The organism is Mesorhizobium sp. RSR380A, from assembly GCF_054719385.1.
In genome coordinates this window covers 1,434,291-1,450,889 of sequence record NZ_JBTTIB010000001.1, presented here as the reverse complement: position 1 = coordinate 1,450,889, position 16,599 = coordinate 1,434,291, and the positions used below count along the sequence as shown (strand labels likewise).

Here is a 16,599-nt window from a genome sequence, read left to right as displayed (position 1 = left end):
CTGCCCGCCTCAGGAGATCGGGCTTGACACCGATGCTTCGGTTGGCGTGCGCGAGAACGCCTCACCCCTCAGTTCAATCAGCCTTGGTCCAGCTGAAAACAAGCCATTTGTATCGTGACGTCTCTTCAGGCTCGGCCGTGTAGGTCATCTGCATGTCGCCGCCCTCGGCGTAGATGTCGAGCCTGGGCGCCGTGTCCAGTTCGAGCCAGAGGGAATCGTTCTTGAACGACCATGTCCCGCACCAGACGCAAGGCCCCGATGCCGGGTCACCCGGTTGGGTGAAAATTGTAGCGGCCGTCCGCCGTGATCTCCAGATAGTCGAAGGCGCCATAAAAGGCGGTCACAGTCTGCTGAAATTCGGTCGCAGCCGCATCCTGGTCGGGCTTCGCCGGCTCTTTCAGATCACGCGGTGGCCGGATTGCGGACCCTGCGATGCTCCATTTGCCGATGAAATCCTTTTCGGTGGGAAGATATTCCGTTTGCGCCTGCGCGGTCGAAACCGGAGCGATTGTCGGCGCATAGGCCGCGCTGGCGATGCCGATTGCGAGAAGCATTCCTGCGATGCCTGCAGCCTTGATTCGATTGCGCATCAGCTGCGCTCCTTTCACGACGGTTTGGGGCAGATTCCAAAACGAGATTACCCCCGAGCCAGGCCCGTGGGCACGCTTTTGGGCAACATGGATTAATCGAACAGGCTCGACACGGACTCTTCGGTCGCTGTGCGCGAAATCGCCTCGCCAATCAGGTCGGCGATGGAGATGACGCGGATATTCGGGGCGTCGAGCACGCCTTGCGTCGGCTGGATGGAATCGGTGATCACCAGTTCCTGCAGCTTCGAGCCGCTGATCCGGGCGACCGCACCGCCCGACAGCACGCCGTGGGTGATATAGGCAGTGACGCTGGTAGCGCCGTTGGCGAGCAGCGCATCGGCGGCATTGCACAGCGTGCCGCCGGAATCGACGATGTCGTCGATCAGCAGGCAATCCTTGCCGGCGACCGCGCCGATGATGTTCATCACTTCGGATTCACCGGGACGTTCGCGGCGCTTGTCGACGATGGCCAGTTGTGCGTCGAAGCGTTTGGCGAGCGCGCGGGCGCGCACCACGCCGCCAATATCGGGCGAGACGACGACGACATTGGCAAGCTGTTTGTATTTTGCCTTCACGTCGCGGGCCATCACCGGCACCGAGAACAGATTGTCGGTCGGAATGTCGAAAAAACCCTGGATCTGGCCGGCATGGAGGTCGAGCGTCAAAACGCGGTCGACGCCAGCGCGGGTGATCATGTTGGCGACCAGCTTGGCCGAGATCGGTGTGCGGCCCGAGGCCCGGCGATCCTGCCTGGCGTAACCGAAATAGGGGATGACCGCGGTGATGCGCTTGGCCGAGGAGCGCATGAAGGCATCGATCATGATGAGCAGTTCCATCAGATGATCGTTGGTCGGGAACGAGGTCGACTGCAGGATGAAGACATCCTCGCCGCGCACGTTTTCCTGGATTTCGACGAAGATTTCCTGATCGGCGAAGCGTCTGACGCTGGCCTTGCCCAGCGGGACATTGAGATAGCGGGCGACCGCTTCGGCCAGCACCCGGTTGGAATTGCCCGCGAAAAGCTTCATGCACCGTTCCTGGCGAAGGATGGGGAGGTCCTCTTAATCGGGCTTGTAGCGAGCCGTGCCGGTATTGCAAGCCTCGTTGACGGGAATCCGCCGGCTAATCTCAAAAACGTCAACAGTGAACGGAAGCCGGTAACAGGCGGATCAGCCGGCGCTGCCGCCGAGCCAGGCCGCGAACTGGTCGATCGTCTGGTCGGCGATCGCCTGCATGGTAGCGGGTGCAACCGCGGGCCAGCCTTCGGCGGCATTGACCGAGGGCGCCTTCTGCTGGCCATTGATGCGGTGTAGCCGGTTGCCAGCGGGGTCATAGACGTCCCAGACATAGATAACGGTGGTATCCTTGCCTTCCGTCATCGTCGAGAAGTAGCCCTTCAGCACATGGGTGGCGGCCTGGTCGGCGCTGCCGGCAAGGGTGATGCCGCGCTGCTTGGCGCGTGTCTGCAGTTCGGCCGTCAGCGGCGTTGCCGCTTCCACGGAGGCGCCGACGATCGGCGCGATCTGCAGCCGGGTCTTCGACAAAGCGGCGGCGCTCTGCGCGGGGTTGGCGGGTGTCGTGGCGCCGACGACCGGCGCTGGTGTGGCGGCGGGCGCGATGCCCGGGGCAGCCAAGGGCTGAGCCGGTTGGGCCGAGGCTGCCGGCGGCGTGATGGCGGACGGCTCAAGGACGTCCTTGGCATTGGTGCAAGCGGCCAGCACAAGCGCTGCGAGCAATGACACGGTCGTCACATGCGATCGTCTCATCTGCCCGAAAACTCCTTAGTCGCGAACGCCCCCGCGTGGACCAACCATTATGGATTCACTGTACGATCAAGTCGAGATCATGGCGTGAAAGCGGCTTCGGCTGGGATTCGGTGGTCAGGTAGGTGCGGCCAAGCGTCATCGCCGTCTCGGTTTCGGAGTCCATGATGATCATGTGCGCGAACAATGTCATGTTGGGCGCGATCGGCTCGGGATTGCCCTGGTAGAACATCGGCATATCCATCCAGGACGGGGTGAAGCGGGCGCCGACGGAATAGCCGCAGGCGTTCAACCGATGCTTGGTCAGGCTGTGCGCCTCCAGCGTGCGGGCATGCGCGTCGAAGACGTCGCCGAAGGTGTTGCCGGGCGTCATCGCCTTCTCGACCGCCAGAAGAGCCGCGCGGGCGGCGTCGAACAGCTCCTGATGGCGCTTCGACGCCTTGCCGGTCAGCACGGTGCGCATCATCGGCGCGTGATAGTGATGGAACACGCCGGCCCATTCGAGCGTCAGCTGATCGTTCTTGGTCAGCTTGCGGCGCCCGGCCTTGTAGCGGCAGAGCAGCGCGTCGATGCCCGAGCCGATGATGAATTCATTGGCCGGATAGTCGCCGCCGCCGGCAAACACCGCGCCCTGCATGGCGGCAAGGATCAGCGCTTCGTCGCCGCCCTGCTTGATCAGCGGCAGGGCCGCGTCGAGCGCGTCGTCGGAAAGGTTGGCGGCCTTTTCGGCCTTGGCGATTTCAGCCGGGCTCTTGAACAGGCGCAGACGGCCGACAATACCGGAGGCGTCGGCGATCTGGCCGAAGGTCTGCAGCTGCTCGTCGACGCGGCGGCCATTGAAGGCGGTCAGGCCATGGGTGTCGTATTCGACGCCGATGCGGGCGCCGAGGAGATTGAGGTCGTTGAGCAGGTTGCGCAGGTCGACCGCCGGGTTGGCGCCGTCGCGGTCGGTCCACAGCACGATGTTGTCGATGATCGATGTGTGGCGCGCCTGGCGCAAATCGGCCGAGCGGGTGAGCAGCACCATCGAGCCGTCAGCCTTCACAACCAGGCACTGGAAGAAACAGAAGCCGAACGTGTCGTAGCCGGTTAGCCAGTACATGCTCTCCTGGGCGAAAAGCAGTACAGCATCGAGCTTCTTTTCCGTCATCTCGATCATCAACCGGTCACGCCGGGCGTCAAATTCCGACCGTTCGAAATGCAGCGCCATTATCCCTTCTCCAAAACAATTGCCGAAACCTGCCGACCGTAGTCCGGTTCCTTGCGATGCGTCGCGCGCCGGTAGGAAAAGAAGAGATCCTCCTCGGCATAGGTGCAGCGGCCAAGCCCCTGCGCGGTCACGCCAGCCTTCTTCAGCCGGTCGACCGTATAGAGGTTGAGATCGAACATTGCATGCGCCGGATTGGCCGAAGGCGCGAAATAGCCGATGTTTTCGGCATCGGCTTCGACGAAACGGGCGACGAATTCCGGCCCGACCTCGTAATTGTCGGGGCCGATCGAAGGACCGAGAACCGCAATGATGCGCTCACGGCGGGCGCCGAGGCTTTCCATCGCGGCAATGGTGTTTTCAAGCACACCGGTGAAAGCGCCCTTCCAGCCGGCGTGTGCAGCGCCAATGATGCGCGCTTGCGCATCGGCGAACAGCACCGGGCCGCAATCGGCCGTCGAGGCGCCGATGGCGATGCCCGGCCGGTCGGTGACGATGGCGTCGGCCTTGGGCCGCGGGCCGGGAAAGGGTTCCCTGGCAATAACGACATCGGGCGAGTGGACCTGATGCGCGGTCAGGAGATGGCTGGCCGGCACACCCATCCAGGCAGCGACGCGGCGGCGGTTCTCGGCGACCAGCATCTGATCGTCATCCGACCCGGTGCCGATGTTAAGTCCCTGATAGATGCCGCCGGAGACGCCGCCGATACGGGTGAAATAGCCATGGCGGATACCTCGCGGCTTGGCCGCTTCCAGCAGCGGCGAGCGAACAGGATCCGGTTTGGTCTGATTCAGCATGGATGGGTTTGTTGTCCGCGCCGGCGTTTTCGTCAAGGCGAAGTTCGGCCGAGTGATTGCGACAGTGCTGCTGCGTCGACTTTGCATTGGCCAAAAGCAGGCATGCGACCACAAGCGACATGGCGGGACGGCTTGTAACGATCTCCGAGGGTCAGACTGGCTGATGCGGCAGGATTTTCAGGATTTTGAACAGCGTGCCCATGCCGTCGGGTCCGGCCAGGCGCTCGACGGCATCGGCAATGGTTTGTCGTGCCTCTTGGCTTGCCTGGCTGCCCAACTGGCCAGCTCGCTCAAGCAATCCCATGCCAAGCAGAAAGTCGCCCTGCGTCGCCAATTCCACATCGAGGCCATGCGCCCGCACGACGGCGGCCAGTGCCGCGAAGTCGACATGGGCGGTGAGATCGGCTTCGCCGGGATTGGCCAGCACATCTTCTGGGGCGTGCCTGCGCACGGCCTGCAATGTGTCGCCGAAACCGGGCTGGAGATGGCCGTAATCGGGGAACAGCCCGGCGCCGCCGTGGTCGGCTATGCGTTCGGCAATGGTCGCCATCAGTGCCGCGCGGGCCGGTGCTATTTCGAAAATAGAGCCTTGTGGCGCCTCGGCGGCGTCTTCCGGCAGCAGCGTCGCCTCGACCGAGCCGGCGCCGGCGAAGAAGCTCAACTCGTCTGAGACATCGAGGCCGATCACCCGTTCGCGCCAGCCGGCGCCGGCGCGGATGAACTGGCGGATCGGCACGGCATCGAACAATTCGTTGCCTACGATCAGCAATGGCGCCTGCGGTAGCGTGGCGATGGTTTCGTGCCAGCCGAGCTCAACCGAACTTTCGGCAAGCGTCTGCTTCTGGATTTCGGTTAGCCGCGGGCTGGTCTCGACCAGAGCGAAGGACGCTCCGGCGGCGATAGCCGGATCGAGCCGCGTCAGGGTGCGAAGCATGTCCTTCATCAGCGTGCCGCGGCCAGGCCCGATCTCCGCGATGGTGACCGGCAGCGGTCGGCCGATCGCCAGCCAGGCCTGATAGAGCCAGACGGCGACGAGTTCGCCGAACATCTGGCTGATCTCGGGTGCGGTGACGAAGTCGCCGGCGGCGCCGAACGGCTCGCGCGTGGTGTAGTAGCCGTCGCTGGGATCGAAAAGGCAGAGCGCCATGTACTCGTTGACGGGGAGGGGCCCGAGCGCGCCGATCAGGTCGACGATGCGGGTCTTCAGCCGTGTCATGCCGGCTGTGGTTGCGGCGCCGGTTTGGCGGTGGCCATCGCCCAGATGCCGGCCAGCACCATCGGCAGCGACAGCACCATGCCCATGGTGAGCCAGCCGCCGAGGAGGTAGCCGAGCTGCTGGTCGGGCTCGCGGAAGAACTCGACGAAGATGCGTGACAGGCCGTAGCCGCAAATGAAGGCGCCGCCGACAAAGCGCGACGTCTTCAGCTTCAGCCGCGAATGGGTGAGGAAGCGCAGGACCAGGAACAGCACCGCGCCCTCGAGCAGCGCTTCGTAGAGCTGGCTCGGATGGCGAGGCTCTAGGCCCGCGACACAACCCGCCACGGTCTGCTGGAGACGCTCGTTGCAGAAGACGACGCCCCACGACACGTCGGTCACGCGACCCCAGAGTTCGGCATTGACGAAGTTCGCGATGCGGACGAGGCCGAGCCCGACCGGCACGCCGGCTGCCACCACGTCGAACAGCGTCCAGGTGCGGATGCCGCGCTTGAGGGAAAACAGCGTCATGGCGAGGATGACGCCAAGCAGGCCGCCATGGAACGACATGCCGCCCTGCCAGACGGCGAAGATGTCGAGCGGGTGGTCGATATAGCGCTTTAAATCGTAGAAAAGCACATAGCCGGTGCGTCCGCCGAGCACGACGCCGACGGCGGCCCAGACGATGAAATCGTCGAGGTCGATCGGCTTCATCGGCAAGACGCCATCAGGCCACAGCCTTGTGTTGGTGACGAGCCGCTTGGCGTACCACCAGGCGAACAGGATGCCGACGATATAGCCGATGCCGTACCAGTGCACAGCCAGCGGGCCGATCTGAACCAGGATCGGGTCGATGTTGGGGAAGGACAGCGACGCCATCGGCAGCGGGAAATAGTCGTTCAACAGGATCTCCTGGGAGGGCTCGCGTTAGGGCGCGGACCATGCGGCAGGGTTTTGGCTGGGTCAAGGCAAGGTGACGACAGCCTGATCGTCAGAGATAATGGGCTCAACCCTGCGGCTTGCCGGCGACCAATTGCCTGAGCGCATCGTTGATCCTGTCTTGCCAGCCGGGGCCATCTTCCTGGAAATGGTAGAGCACGGCGCGATCGATCCTGATCGAGACAAGCTCGCGAACGTTTGGTGCGGCGGAGGGTTCGCGAATGGGAGGCGCGGGTTTCTTGACCGGCTTGAAGGCCGCTTCAGCGGCTTCCATCGGATTGGTCGGTCGGCGCGGGGGCGTTGCCATTGGTTGATCCTGAATGAGAGTGACTCTTGCCTGAGCAAGTCGTGAGGAAAACTAGGCCGCTGGTCTGCGAAGACCAGTAACTTCACTTGGTTCTCTCTGCCATTGCCCTGTATTTGGCTTCAAGCCTGTCCAGCACCTCGTCGCCAGGCTTGACCCGGCCCGCATCGGCATCCGAAATGCCCTTTGCGAGTGCTGCATCGAGTGCTGCAAAGCGCTTCTCCAAGTCCGCACTGTCCGTCACGGCAACCGTCGTTCCAAGAATCCATTTGCGATAATAGCAATCTGTCGGCCGGACCGTGAGCCAAATCGCGTCCGACATGAAGCCGCACCAGCTTCAACGTTCTTGCATTCCGCAGGCAGTGCCACTACGTCAATTCGAGCAAGCGAGGATTTGCCATGTCAACCGGACCGAACTGCATTCTCGATGAATTCGCCAAGCTGATGACCGATGCTGCGGGTGCCGCACAAGGCGTGCGCCGCGAGGTGGAGACTGCCTTCAAGGGGCAGGCCGAGCGCATCCTCAACACCATGGATGTGGTGCAGCGCGAGGAGTTCGAGGCTGCCCGCGACATGGCTGCCAAGGCCCGCGAAGAAAACACCAGGCTGGCCGCCCGCATCGACGCGCTCGAGGCCAGGCTTGCCGAATTGACCGGACAGGCCGCACCTGCGGCTGCGGCAAAGCCCAAAGCAAAAAAATAAAATTTAAACTTTTCCACAAAGCACAATCCGAAAAAGTGCTTTGCCGTGAATCGTTTACCGGCAATGCATGAATCTTTGTGACAGCGCCTTTCCACATGCTGATGACGCAGTGCGAAAAATTAGGCTGTTCACGCGACTCCCGATCAATAGACTGAATTTGTTGCATGATTCGGAGCAGGGTCATGCGGCCGGGCGGTGGGGTCCGGTCCGGGGTCTTTGTGTCGTGAAGTCCTGGCCGTCCGAGTTCAAGACAAATTGTTCGTCGTGTGTGCCCCGCGGAGCGTGTGGCGCTCCCCTGAACACAGGAAGCATTCCATGGAACTTCTCGAACTCGAATTCTCCCGCGAAATCCATCCGGTGGATGTCATCGAGCAGGTCGCCCATAACAATGACTGGTCCTTCGAACGGGCCGGCGATGACGAAATCTCGATCTCGGTTGCCGGCAGCTGGACCGACTATCACGTCTCCTTCTCATGGATGGAGGATTTCGAGGCGCTGCATCTGGCCTGTGCTTTCGACATCAAGGTGCCGGAAGCCCGCGCGCTGGAAGTGATGCGGCTGTTGTCGCTGATCAACGAGCAGATGCTGTTTGGCCATTTCGATCTCTGGGAGCAGGAGGGCGCGATCATGTTTCGCCAGTCGCTGCTGCTTGCCGGCGGGGTCGAACCGTCGAGCCAGCAGGTCGAGGTGCTTTTGTCGTCGGCGCTTGAAGCCTGCGAATGCTATTTCCAGGCCTTCCAGTTCGTTGTCTGGTCGGGAACCTCGGCCAAGGATGCGCTGGCCGGCGTCCTGTTCGAGACCTATGGCAACGCTTGAGCTTCCATGAGTTCGAGCAGCGCGCGCAAGCCCGAGATCAGCTTTGCCGATTTTGATCGTGTCGACATCCGTGCCGGCACGATCGTCGAGGCCGAGCCTTTCCCCGAGGCGCGCAAACCCGCCTTCAAGCTGAAGATCGATTTCGGCCCTGAGATCGGCGTGAAGAAATCCTCGGCACAGATCACGAAATACTATGCGCCGGAAACGCTGGTGGGACGGCAGGTGTTTGCGGTGGTGAATTTCCCTCCGCGCCAGATCGGTCCTTTCATGTCGGAAGTGCTGACGCTCGGCTTCCCTGATGAGGAAGGCGCGGTGGTGCTCGGCGCCATCGAGCGCAAGGTGCCGGACGGCGGCAGGTTGTTTTAGGAAGATTGCGTCAGGCGGCCAGCTTGCGCCTTGTGCTCAGCGCCTCTTCGACCGTGCCCATGAACATTTCGGCGCAGGCTTTCCAACTGTAGCGCATGGCGCGTTCGCGCGCCTCGGCGCGGTCGACATTGAGCGCTGCGAGCGAGGCCTCGCGCAGATCGGTCGACACCGCGCCGCCGATGCCGTCGCCGACAATGTCGATCGGTCCGGTGACCGGATAGGCGGCCACCGGCGTGCCGCTGGCCAGCGCCTCGATGATGACGTTGCCGAACGTGTCGGTGCGGCTGGGGAAAACGAAAACATCAGCCGAGGCGTAGATCTCGGCCAGCTCATCGTTCGGGCGATGGCCGAGGAAGTGCGCCTGCGGGTACTTCGCCCTGAGCCTGGCCAGTTCCGGTCCTTCGCCGACGATCACCTTGCTGCCGGGCAGGTCGAGATCGAGGAAGGCGCTCAGGTTCTTCTCGATGGCGACGCGGCCGACGCACAAGAATACCGGGCCGGGAAAGCCGAGGTCCTTCTTCTTGTCCGGGCGGAAGTGATCGGTGTCGACGCCCCGCGTCCACGGCCTGAGCTTGGTGAAGCCTCGCGACGCAAGGTCCTCCGCCAGCGACTGGGTGGCGACCAGCGTGCCTTGTCCCGAATTGTGGAAATCACGCAGCCAGCGATAGGCCCAGCTCTCCGGCACCGGCAGGCGGGCGCTGAGATATTCGGGAAAGCGGGTGTGATAGCTGGTGGTAAAGGGACGGCCAGCATTGCGGCAATAGCGCCGCGCCATGATGCCGAGCGGGCCTTCGGTGACGATATGGATATGGTCAGCCTTGCGAGCCTCGATCAGCCGCGCGACATGACCGGGCGTGGTCAGCGCCAGCCTGATGTCGGGGTAGGTCGGCAACGGCAAGGTGCGAAAGATGTTCGGGGTCAGGAAGTCGACCGCAACGTCGAAGGTTTTCAGCGTTTCGGTGAGCCGCTCCAGCGTGTGGACAACGCCGTTGACTTGCGGCCGCCAGGCGTCGGTGACCATCAGGATGCGCATTGCGGTCCTTTGCTCGGGTCGACGGTTGCCTTGATGCGATAGCGGTACGGCCCGGCTGCCCTCGCTTCGCTCCACCGCACCCGGGCAGGCACGAGGTCGAAGTAAGGCGGCTGAGCCGAATCAACTGAGGTCGCGCGCTTCATGCGCGCTCTTGACCATGGTTTCATGACGGGCGGATGAAGGTGGTTTTTGGCCGAGCCCGCCTTCCAGATCATGCTTTGGTCAGGCGGGCACCTTGATCACCGCCCGCAGGCCGCCGAGCGGGCTGTCTTCCAGCATGATGTCGCCGCCATGGCTGCGGGCAATATCGCGGGCGATAGAGAGACCAAGGCCGGTGCCGCTGGCGTCGAGGTTGCGCGCCTCGTCGAGCCGCACGAACGGTTTGAACACGTCCCCGCGCTTTTCCGGCGGGATGCCCGGACCGTCATCGTCGATGGTGACGACGAGTGAGCCGCGGCCGTGATCGGCGCTGATCTCCACCGTCTTGGCATAGCGCAAGGCATTGCCGGCGACATTGGACAACAGCCGGGCGAAAGCGTGCGGGCGCACATGCACATCCGGATCACCGGCAAGCACGGTCGATAGCTTGCGCTTGTGCAGCGACGCCTCCTCGCCGAGCTTTTGGAAATAGGCCTCGAGATCGAAATGGCCGGCATCTTCCGACGCTTCGCCGCGGGCAAAGGCGATATAGCCTTCCAACATCGACTGCATGTCGTCGATGTCCTGGTTGAGCGCGGCCTTGGTCTCGGGCTTGCCGCCGGCCAGCGCCAGCTGCAGCTTGAAGCGGGTGAGGATGGTTCTGAGATCGTGGCTGACGCCGGTCAGCATGGCGGTGCGCTGTTCCAGCTGGCGTTCGATGCGCTCGCGCATCTGGATGAAGGCAAAGCCGGCCCGGCGGACCTCCTCGGCGCCGCGTGGGCGGAAATCGCGCGGCATCGGCCGGCCCTTGCCGAAGCTTTCGGCGGCCTCGGCCAGAGACAGGATCGGCCGGATCTGGTTGCGAAGGAAGGGGATGGCGATCGTCAGCAGCACCAGCGACGTCCCGACCATCCAGATCAGGAAGATGTGGGTGTTGGAGGCATAGGCCTGGCTGCGGCGCACGAAGACGCGCAGCACCTTGCCCTCGAGCTGGATGCGAACCTCGACGATGTTGGAATTGCCGACCGTGTCGATCCAGAACGGGCGGTTGATCTGGCGGGTGATCTCGGTGGAAAGGACGTCGTCAAGGATCGAGAAGAAGGGCTTGGGTCCAGGCGCCGGCAACGGGTCGGGCGGCAAGAGGTCGACCTTCAACTGCATGCGGTCCTGGGCGATGCGGATGATGTTCGCGTAGTCGCCATCGTGCGGATAGGTCTCGATCATGTCGATGATCGCGGCGATGTCGCGCACGGTGGCCTGCGACAGGCGCTGCGTCACGGTTGCCCAGTGGCGTTCCATGAAGTCGAAGGCGACGACCGACTGCAGAAGGATCATCGGCGCGATGACGATGATCAGCGAGCGGGCATAAAGCCGCTTGGGCATATAGAACGCAACCAGCCGCCAGAACCGCTTCCAGGCACGCGGCATTGCTTTCAGCGCCCGTGATACACGCGCGCCAAAGCCGCCCTGTTCCGGCCGTTCCAGTTGCGTGGTCGCCATTTGTCCTTCCGCTGGGTCAATCGCCGCTGGTCGATGGCCGCACATCTATGGCCAAGGGCGGCCGTCAGCGGCATTCTATTCCACGCTGAGCCGATACCCAATACCGCGCACCGTCTGCAGCCAGACCGGATTGGACGGATCGCGCTCGATCTTGCGGCGCAGGCGGTTGATCTGAACGTCGATGGTGCGCTCGCCGACTTCCGAATCGTCGCCGACAAGTTCATGGCGCGGGATCGTTTCGCCGGCCCGCGCGGCAAAGATCGCCAGGATCTCCTGCTCGCGGTCGGTCAGCTTCAGCGCCTCGCCGCCCCGCTTCAGCTCGCGCCTGGCGATCTGGAAAGTATAAGGGCCGAAGACCAGCTGCTCGACCTTGGGCGTCGTCGCGGGGCCGCCACGGCGCAGGATGTTGTTTATGCGCAGGATCAGCTCGCGCGGGTCGAAGGGCTTGGGCAGATAGTCGTCGGCGCCGGCCTCGAGCCCGGTGATGCGGCTGTCGGTTTCCGATAGCGCGGTGAGCATCAGGATCGGCACGTTCTTCTCCGCCCGCAGCGCCTTGGTGAGGTCGACGCCGGTCTCTCCGGGCATCATGACGTCGAGGACAAGGAGGTCGAAGTCGAGCCCGGCGAGCTTTCGCCTGGCCTCGCCGGCATTTCCGGCGACTGTGACGCGAAAACCGTTTTCGGTCAGATACTGCTTGAGCAAATTGCGAATGCGGGTGTCGTCGTCGACCACAAGCAGATGCGGCGCGTCATCGTCCGGCGCCGTCGGCTGGTCCACCCTCTCAGTGGTCTCCATGGCTTTTCCCTGACATGTTTGCAGGCACAATGTCGATCTGCGCCCTTAGTTCCGGATTGACCATGGCTTCCAGGAATCGTTCGATCAAGGGACGCTCGCTGGCTCCGGAATCTTCCAATGCAGCACGGATGCGGCGTGACTGTGGCCGCGCCAGGGCCAGCGCCAGGGCGCGCCCCTTGGCTGTCGGATAGAGCTCCCGCTGGCGGCGGTCGCGCGGACCCTGCAATTGCACGATATGGTCGGTGTCGATCAACTGCTTGAGCACCCGCGCCAGGCTCTGCTTGGTGATCTTGAGCACGTCGAGCAGTTCAGCGACCGTCAGTCCCGGCCGGCGGTTGACGAAATGCAGCACCCGGTGATGGGCGCGGCCAAAGCCGTAATCGGCCAGGATCTGGTCCGGATCGGAAGTGAAATCGCGATACGCAAAGAAGAACAGTTCGATGATGGCGAAGTCGATGCCGTCCTCGTCGGTGATCGGCGTCTTGATCGGTTTTCCGGCAGCTGGGCTTCGATCCGTCATCATTTCTCCGTCCATAGAGGGAAATTATGTCAGTACTATTGACGTAATTTCCCCGCAATGGTAATTTTTGACAAGCTTTTCGGCTGAATGCGAACGAAAAGGCAAGGGAGTGCGGTTTTTCCGGAACTTCCTGAGTTTGCCAGAGTTCGATTCTCCGCTTACGCTTCAAGGGCCGCCCGACGCGGCTGTCGCGCAACAAGAACAACACTAATGATGTGCGGGTCGCCGCCCGCGGGAGGTTTCCATGGCATCCGTTCCCTTCGACCAACTGGACGGCTTCATCTGGATCAACGGCGAGTTCGTCAAATGGGCCGATGCCAAGATCCACGTGCTGACCCACGGCCTGCACTATGCCAGCGCCGTCTTCGAGGGCGAGCGCGCCTATGGCGGCGCCATCTTCAAGCTCAACGAGCACACCGAGCGTCTGCATGAATCGGCGCGCCTGCTCGGCTTCAATATTCCCTATTCCGTGGCCGAGCTCAATGACGCCTCGACCACGCTTCTGAAGAAGCAGGGTTTCCAGGACGCCTATGTCAGGCCGATCGCCTGGCGCGGCAGCGAACAGATGGGGGTGTCGGCGCAGAACAGCCGCATCAACTGCGCCATCGCCATCTGGCAATGGCCGAGCTATTTCGACCCGGCGCAGAAGCTCAAGGGCATCCGTCTCGATCTGGCGGAATGGCGCCGGCCCGATCCGCGCACCGCGCCGTCGAAGTCGAAAGCCGCCGGCCTCTACATGATCTGCACCATGTCCAAGCATGCCGCCGAGGCCAAGGGCTATGCCGATGCCATGATGCTCGACTGGCGCGGCCAGGTCGCCGAAGCAACGGGCGCCAACATCTTCTTCGTCAAGGATGGCAAGATCCACACGCCGAAGCCCGATTGCTTCCTCGACGGCATCACCCGCCGCACCGTCATCGGCCTCGCCAAGGACCGCGGCCTTGAAGTCGTCGAGCGCGCCATCATGCCTGAGGAACTCGAAGGCTTCGAACAGTGCTTCCTCACCGGAACGGCAGCGGAAGTGACGCCGGTCTCCGAGATCGGTCCGTACCGATTCGAGGTCGGCGAGATCGCCAAGACTTTGATGAACGACTATTCTGCTGCGGTGCAACCTAAGCATGCGATAGCCGCAGAATAACGAAAGTCACAGCTTTTTTCGCAAGCAGGGGCGGTTTTGAGGCCGGCCCCTTTATTTCAGCATCTGTGCATTTGACTTTCGTACAATTCAGCGTCTCATGATGGTGTCGGCCCGGGAGGCTGGCAGCTATGGAGGGACTAGGTACATGGATACGAATACGCTCATTGCGCTCGTTGTACAGGTAATTGCAGGTGTTGTCGGTGGTCAGGCGGTCGGCGTCGCGCTGAAGAATGCGGCGATGGGCCAGTTGACCAAAATCCTCGGCGGCGCGGTTGGCGGCGTCGGCGGGGCGGCGATCCTCGGCAGCCTGCTCGGCGGCACGGCCGACCCGGCAGCGGCTGCAACGGCAGCGGGCGGATTGGGTGATACGCTGAACCTCAAAAACCTGCTCGGCGGCGCCGGCGGCGGCGCCATCCTGACCGGCATCATCGGTGCGGTCACGGGCGCGATGAAGAAGTAAGCCTCTAGATCATTCACCGTTTCACGGCGAATGATCTAGGTTGTTTTACCCAATTCCGGACGGAAAACCGCTTTACACTTTTCCTGGAATTGCTCGAGACTCAGGCTTCGTCAAATGGGCGGCCGTTGGGCCGCCCATTTCTGTTTTGGGACGGACTGTTTGCCTTTCAGCAGTGGACGGCCTTCGCCCGCGCCTCTACATCACGCTGGAACAGCGAAAGGACAATCATGGGTCAGCTCAATGCCGGCATCGTGCCGGTCACGCCTTTCCAGCAGAACTGCACCATCCTGTTCGACATGGATGACAAGCATGGCGTCGTCGTCGATCCGGGCGGCGACATCGACAAGGTGCTGGCGGTGCTGAAGGACAATGCGATCACCGCCGCTGCGATCTGGATCACCCATGGCCACATCGATCACGCCGGCGGCGCCATGGAGCTGAAGGAAGCACTCGGCATCGAGATCATCGGCCCGCACGAAGCCGACAAGCTATTGCTCGACAATCTCGAGAACCAGGGCCAGCGCTACGGCATTGCCGGGGCGCGCAACTGCGTGCCCGACCGGTTTCTCGCAGAGGGCGAGACGGTTTCGTTCGGCTCACATATGTTCGAGGTGCTGCACTGCCCCGGCCATGCGCCCGGCCATGTCGTATACTACAATCGCGCGGCGAAGTTCGCTCATGTCGGCGACGTGCTGTTTCGCGGCTCGGTCGGGCGCACCGACCTGCCGGGCGGCGACCATGCGGCGCTGATCGCCTCGATCAAGAACAAGCTTTTGCCGCTCGGTGACGAGGTCGGCTTCATCTGCGGCCACGGCCCGGGTGGCCGCTTTGGCGAGGAGAGGCGGACCAATCCCTTCCTGACTTAGCGATGTCTTTCTGCCAAAAAAAAAGCGCTGGCCTTGCGGTCAGCGCTTTTTGTGGGACAGGGAAGCTCAATTCGCGACGCAGAAATGCTGCTCACCGTCATTGCCGGTGAACGTGCCGCTGCGGGCATTGAAGCTCCGGTAGCGGTCCGAGCAGTATTCGTACCAGTCGCGGGTCCACGGCTCGGCATAGCGGTCGGCATAGACGACCCGCGGTTCGGCATAGTAACGGCGCACCGGCGCCGGCCGCACTTCGCGGTAGTCGTAATCGTCATCATAGCTGCTGTAGCGCGGCTGCGGGTTGCTCAGCGCACCGGCGATCAGAGCGCCGGCCGCAAGGCCGACGACACCGGCCGCAAGCGCGTCGCCATTATGATGACGACCATGGCCATGATGCCAGCGGTTCCAGTCCTTGGCATTGGCGGCAGGCAAGGTGGCGAGGGTGGTCGCGGCGAGAGCGGCGCCCAGGATGGCGGTCTTGAAAATGCGATTCATTTTGGTCTCCTTCGTGCCGGCCCGGATAGTTTTCGGGGATGCGGTCCAGCCTAGGGGACGATTAATAGAAGACCGTGGCTGAACGGGGGCTGAACGGAATTGGCTGATACGATCCAGTTCTTGCGGCAAAACCAAGCGCGTACGCAAGGCGCTCCGCCTCGTCAATCTCCGTCCGGACTGTCTTGAGCCAGCTTAGCCGACCGACAGGTTGACGGCCTTCGGACCCTTGCCGCGCTTGTCCGGCTCGGTGTCGAATGTCACTTTCTGTCCATCCTCCAGACCGGAAAGACCCGAAGCCTGCACGGCCGAAATATGAACGAAGACATCCTTCTGCCCGTCGTCGGGCGTAATGAAGCCGAAGCCTTTGGCATGATTGAAGAATTTGACGGTGCCGGTCTGCGGCATGGGAAGCTCCCTTTGATCCCATAAAGTCCAGTTTCGGGCCGGCAAATGCCCGAAGGGAAATTTGTCCTTTATTTTAGCGCTATCGGCAAGAGAAAGTTTTGGCGACGGCGGCAACGCTGAAGGCTGGTCAAATAGATCGTGGCACCGAAGGCAATTCGCGCCAGACGATTGCTCCGGCGATCAGCCACGGCATTGACCGATAAAGCGTCCTTTGCCTCCGGCGACGGCGGTCATGAAAAAGGCGCAACGGGAAACGTCGCGCCTTCGAAACTCTGCACGGCTGACAAAGCCGGTTCAAACACGCTTTAGGTGCTTTTTCGAGCGCCCTGACGGGCGCGCGGGCACCGCCGGTTCAGGCCGCGCGGAGGTTGACCGCCTTCGGACCCTTGCCCATGCGGTCGGGTTCAACGTCGAAGGTGACCTTCTGGCCGTCGACGAGGGTACGCAGGCCCGAGGCCTCGATCGCGGAAATGTGGACGAACACATCCTTGGCGCCGCCGTCGGGCGTGATGAAGCCGAAGCCTTTGGTCGCGTTGAAGAATTTAACGGTGCCGGTCTGGGCCATTGGGGAAAC

General features: G+C 62.5%; 22 protein-coding genes. 6 read left to right on the top strand and 16 right to left on the bottom strand.

What is annotated here, in order from left to right; translation table 11 throughout:
- Window positions 1-266: 266 nt before the first annotated feature.
- The 9 genes from ACYG9Z_RS07000 to ACYG9Z_RS06960 all read right to left on the bottom strand — a co-directional run bounded on the left by ACYG9Z_RS07000 (window position 267) and on the right by ACYG9Z_RS06960 (window position 7,116).
- Entirely contained in the window at window positions 267-590 is a 324-nt protein-coding gene (locus ACYG9Z_RS07000; protein ID WP_348524866.1) for a hypothetical protein, read from the bottom strand.
- 92 nt (window positions 591-682) lie between these two features.
- A complete protein-coding gene (locus ACYG9Z_RS06995; protein WP_023670050.1) occupies window positions 683-1,618 on the bottom strand; it encodes a ribose-phosphate pyrophosphokinase in 936 nt (311 codons plus the stop codon).
- 141 nt (window positions 1,619-1,759) lie between these two features.
- Window positions 1,760-2,356 carry a hypothetical protein gene (locus ACYG9Z_RS06990; protein ID WP_023713943.1) on the bottom strand — a complete coding sequence of 199 codons (597 nt, stop codon included), beginning with the start codon at window positions 2,354-2,356 and terminating at the stop codon, window positions 1,760-1,762.
- A 55-nt stretch (window positions 2,357-2,411) separates the two neighbouring features.
- Complete coding sequence (locus tag ACYG9Z_RS06985) at window positions 2,412-3,563, bottom strand: M24 family metallopeptidase (protein WP_023683716.1); 1,152 nt, start codon at window positions 3,561-3,563, stop codon at window positions 2,412-2,414.
- On the bottom strand, window positions 3,563-4,357 hold the full coding sequence (gene pgeF, locus ACYG9Z_RS06980; RefSeq protein WP_023751246.1) for a peptidoglycan editing factor PgeF: 795 nt from the start codon (window positions 4,355-4,357) through the stop codon (window positions 3,563-3,565). Before pgeF ends, ACYG9Z_RS06985 begins: the two co-directional genes overlap by 1 nt.
- A 151-nt stretch (window positions 4,358-4,508) precedes the next feature.
- Window positions 4,509-5,573 carry a class I SAM-dependent methyltransferase gene (locus tag ACYG9Z_RS06975; RefSeq protein WP_031243963.1) on the bottom strand — a complete coding sequence of 355 codons (1,065 nt, stop codon included), beginning with the start codon at window positions 5,571-5,573 and terminating at the stop codon, window positions 4,509-4,511.
- The gene (gene lgt / locus ACYG9Z_RS06970; RefSeq protein ID WP_023713942.1) at window positions 5,570-6,454 is read right to left on the bottom strand and encodes a prolipoprotein diacylglyceryl transferase; all 885 of its coding nucleotides are present in this window, start codon (window positions 6,452-6,454) and stop codon (window positions 5,570-5,572) included. The genes ACYG9Z_RS06975 and lgt overlap by 4 nt, the downstream gene beginning before the upstream one ends.
- A 103-nt stretch (window positions 6,455-6,557) precedes the next feature.
- Window positions 6,558-6,797, bottom strand: a complete 240-nt coding sequence (locus ACYG9Z_RS06965; RefSeq protein ID WP_023751245.1) for a BrnA antitoxin family protein — start codon at window positions 6,795-6,797, stop codon at window positions 6,558-6,560.
- An 82-nt stretch (window positions 6,798-6,879) separates the two neighbouring features.
- On the bottom strand, window positions 6,880-7,116 hold the full coding sequence (locus ACYG9Z_RS06960) for a hypothetical protein (RefSeq protein ID WP_023672030.1): 237 nt from the start codon (window positions 7,114-7,116) through the stop codon (window positions 6,880-6,882).
- 77 nt (window positions 7,117-7,193) lie between these two features.
- Between ACYG9Z_RS06960 and ACYG9Z_RS06955 the strand changes: the two genes are divergently transcribed.
- The 3 genes from ACYG9Z_RS06955 (at window position 7,194) to ACYG9Z_RS06945 (ending at window position 8,678) form a co-directional block, all read left to right on the top strand.
- Window positions 7,194-7,496 (top strand): accessory factor UbiK family protein, encoded by a 303-nt coding sequence (locus ACYG9Z_RS06955; protein ID WP_023751244.1) that lies wholly within the window; start codon window positions 7,194-7,196, stop codon window positions 7,494-7,496.
- 315 nt (window positions 7,497-7,811) lie between these two features.
- Complete coding sequence (locus ACYG9Z_RS06950) at window positions 7,812-8,312, top strand: type III secretion system chaperone family protein (RefSeq protein WP_006202532.1); 501 nt, start codon at window positions 7,812-7,814, stop codon at window positions 8,310-8,312.
- A 6-nt stretch (window positions 8,313-8,318) separates the two neighbouring features.
- The gene (locus ACYG9Z_RS06945; protein ID WP_023672028.1) at window positions 8,319-8,678 is read left to right on the top strand and encodes a tRNA-binding protein; all 360 of its coding nucleotides are present in this window, start codon (window positions 8,319-8,321) and stop codon (window positions 8,676-8,678) included.
- Window positions 8,679-8,688: 10 nt separating this feature from the next.
- Here the strand turns inward: ACYG9Z_RS06945 and ACYG9Z_RS06940 are convergent, their stop codons facing one another.
- The 4 genes from ACYG9Z_RS06940 to ACYG9Z_RS06925 form a co-directional block, all read right to left on the bottom strand.
- Window positions 8,689-9,711 carry a glycosyltransferase family 4 protein gene (locus tag ACYG9Z_RS06940; RefSeq protein ID WP_023751243.1) on the bottom strand — a complete coding sequence of 341 codons (1,023 nt, stop codon included), beginning with the start codon at window positions 9,709-9,711 and terminating at the stop codon, window positions 8,689-8,691.
- A gap of 222 nt (window positions 9,712-9,933) precedes the next feature.
- The gene (locus ACYG9Z_RS06935; protein ID WP_023751242.1) at window positions 9,934-11,349 is read right to left on the bottom strand and encodes an ATP-binding protein; all 1,416 of its coding nucleotides are present in this window, start codon (window positions 11,347-11,349) and stop codon (window positions 9,934-9,936) included.
- Between the two features lie 75 nt (window positions 11,350-11,424).
- Complete coding sequence (locus tag ACYG9Z_RS06930; protein ID WP_023751241.1) at window positions 11,425-12,144, bottom strand: response regulator; 720 nt, start codon at window positions 12,142-12,144, stop codon at window positions 11,425-11,427.
- Complete coding sequence (locus ACYG9Z_RS06925; RefSeq protein ID WP_023683723.1) at window positions 12,131-12,664, bottom strand: MarR family winged helix-turn-helix transcriptional regulator; 534 nt, start codon at window positions 12,662-12,664, stop codon at window positions 12,131-12,133. Before ACYG9Z_RS06925 ends, ACYG9Z_RS06930 begins: the two co-directional genes overlap by 14 nt.
- 244 nt (window positions 12,665-12,908) lie before the next feature.
- Here ACYG9Z_RS06925 and ACYG9Z_RS06920 point away from each other — a divergent pair, with 244 nt between their 5' ends.
- The 3 genes from ACYG9Z_RS06920 to ACYG9Z_RS06910 all read left to right on the top strand — a co-directional run bounded on the left by ACYG9Z_RS06920 (window position 12,909) and on the right by ACYG9Z_RS06910 (window position 15,128).
- On the top strand, window positions 12,909-13,802 hold the full coding sequence (locus ACYG9Z_RS06920) for a branched-chain amino acid aminotransferase (RefSeq protein WP_023672023.1): 894 nt from the start codon (window positions 12,909-12,911) through the stop codon (window positions 13,800-13,802).
- A 145-nt stretch (window positions 13,803-13,947) separates the two neighbouring features.
- On the top strand, window positions 13,948-14,262 hold the full coding sequence (locus ACYG9Z_RS06915; RefSeq protein WP_023751240.1) for a hypothetical protein: 315 nt from the start codon (window positions 13,948-13,950) through the stop codon (window positions 14,260-14,262).
- A gap of 227 nt (window positions 14,263-14,489) precedes the next feature.
- Window positions 14,490-15,128, top strand: coding sequence for an MBL fold metallo-hydrolase (locus tag ACYG9Z_RS06910; RefSeq protein WP_023751239.1), 639 nt, complete (start codon window positions 14,490-14,492; stop codon window positions 15,126-15,128).
- Between the two features lie 66 nt (window positions 15,129-15,194).
- Here ACYG9Z_RS06910 and ACYG9Z_RS06905 read toward each other — a convergent pair whose 3' ends face one another.
- From ACYG9Z_RS06905 to ACYG9Z_RS06895, 3 genes are all read right to left on the bottom strand, one after another.
- Complete coding sequence (locus ACYG9Z_RS06905; protein ID WP_023672020.1) at window positions 15,195-15,620, bottom strand: BA14K family protein; 426 nt, start codon at window positions 15,618-15,620, stop codon at window positions 15,195-15,197.
- A 192-nt stretch (window positions 15,621-15,812) separates the two neighbouring features.
- The gene (locus tag ACYG9Z_RS06900; protein ID WP_023672019.1) at window positions 15,813-16,025 is read right to left on the bottom strand and encodes a cold-shock protein; all 213 of its coding nucleotides are present in this window, start codon (window positions 16,023-16,025) and stop codon (window positions 15,813-15,815) included.
- A 352-nt stretch (window positions 16,026-16,377) separates the two neighbouring features.
- The gene (locus ACYG9Z_RS06895; RefSeq protein WP_006202520.1) at window positions 16,378-16,590 is read right to left on the bottom strand and encodes a cold-shock protein; all 213 of its coding nucleotides are present in this window, start codon (window positions 16,588-16,590) and stop codon (window positions 16,378-16,380) included.
- Window positions 16,591-16,599: the final 9 nt, after the last annotated feature.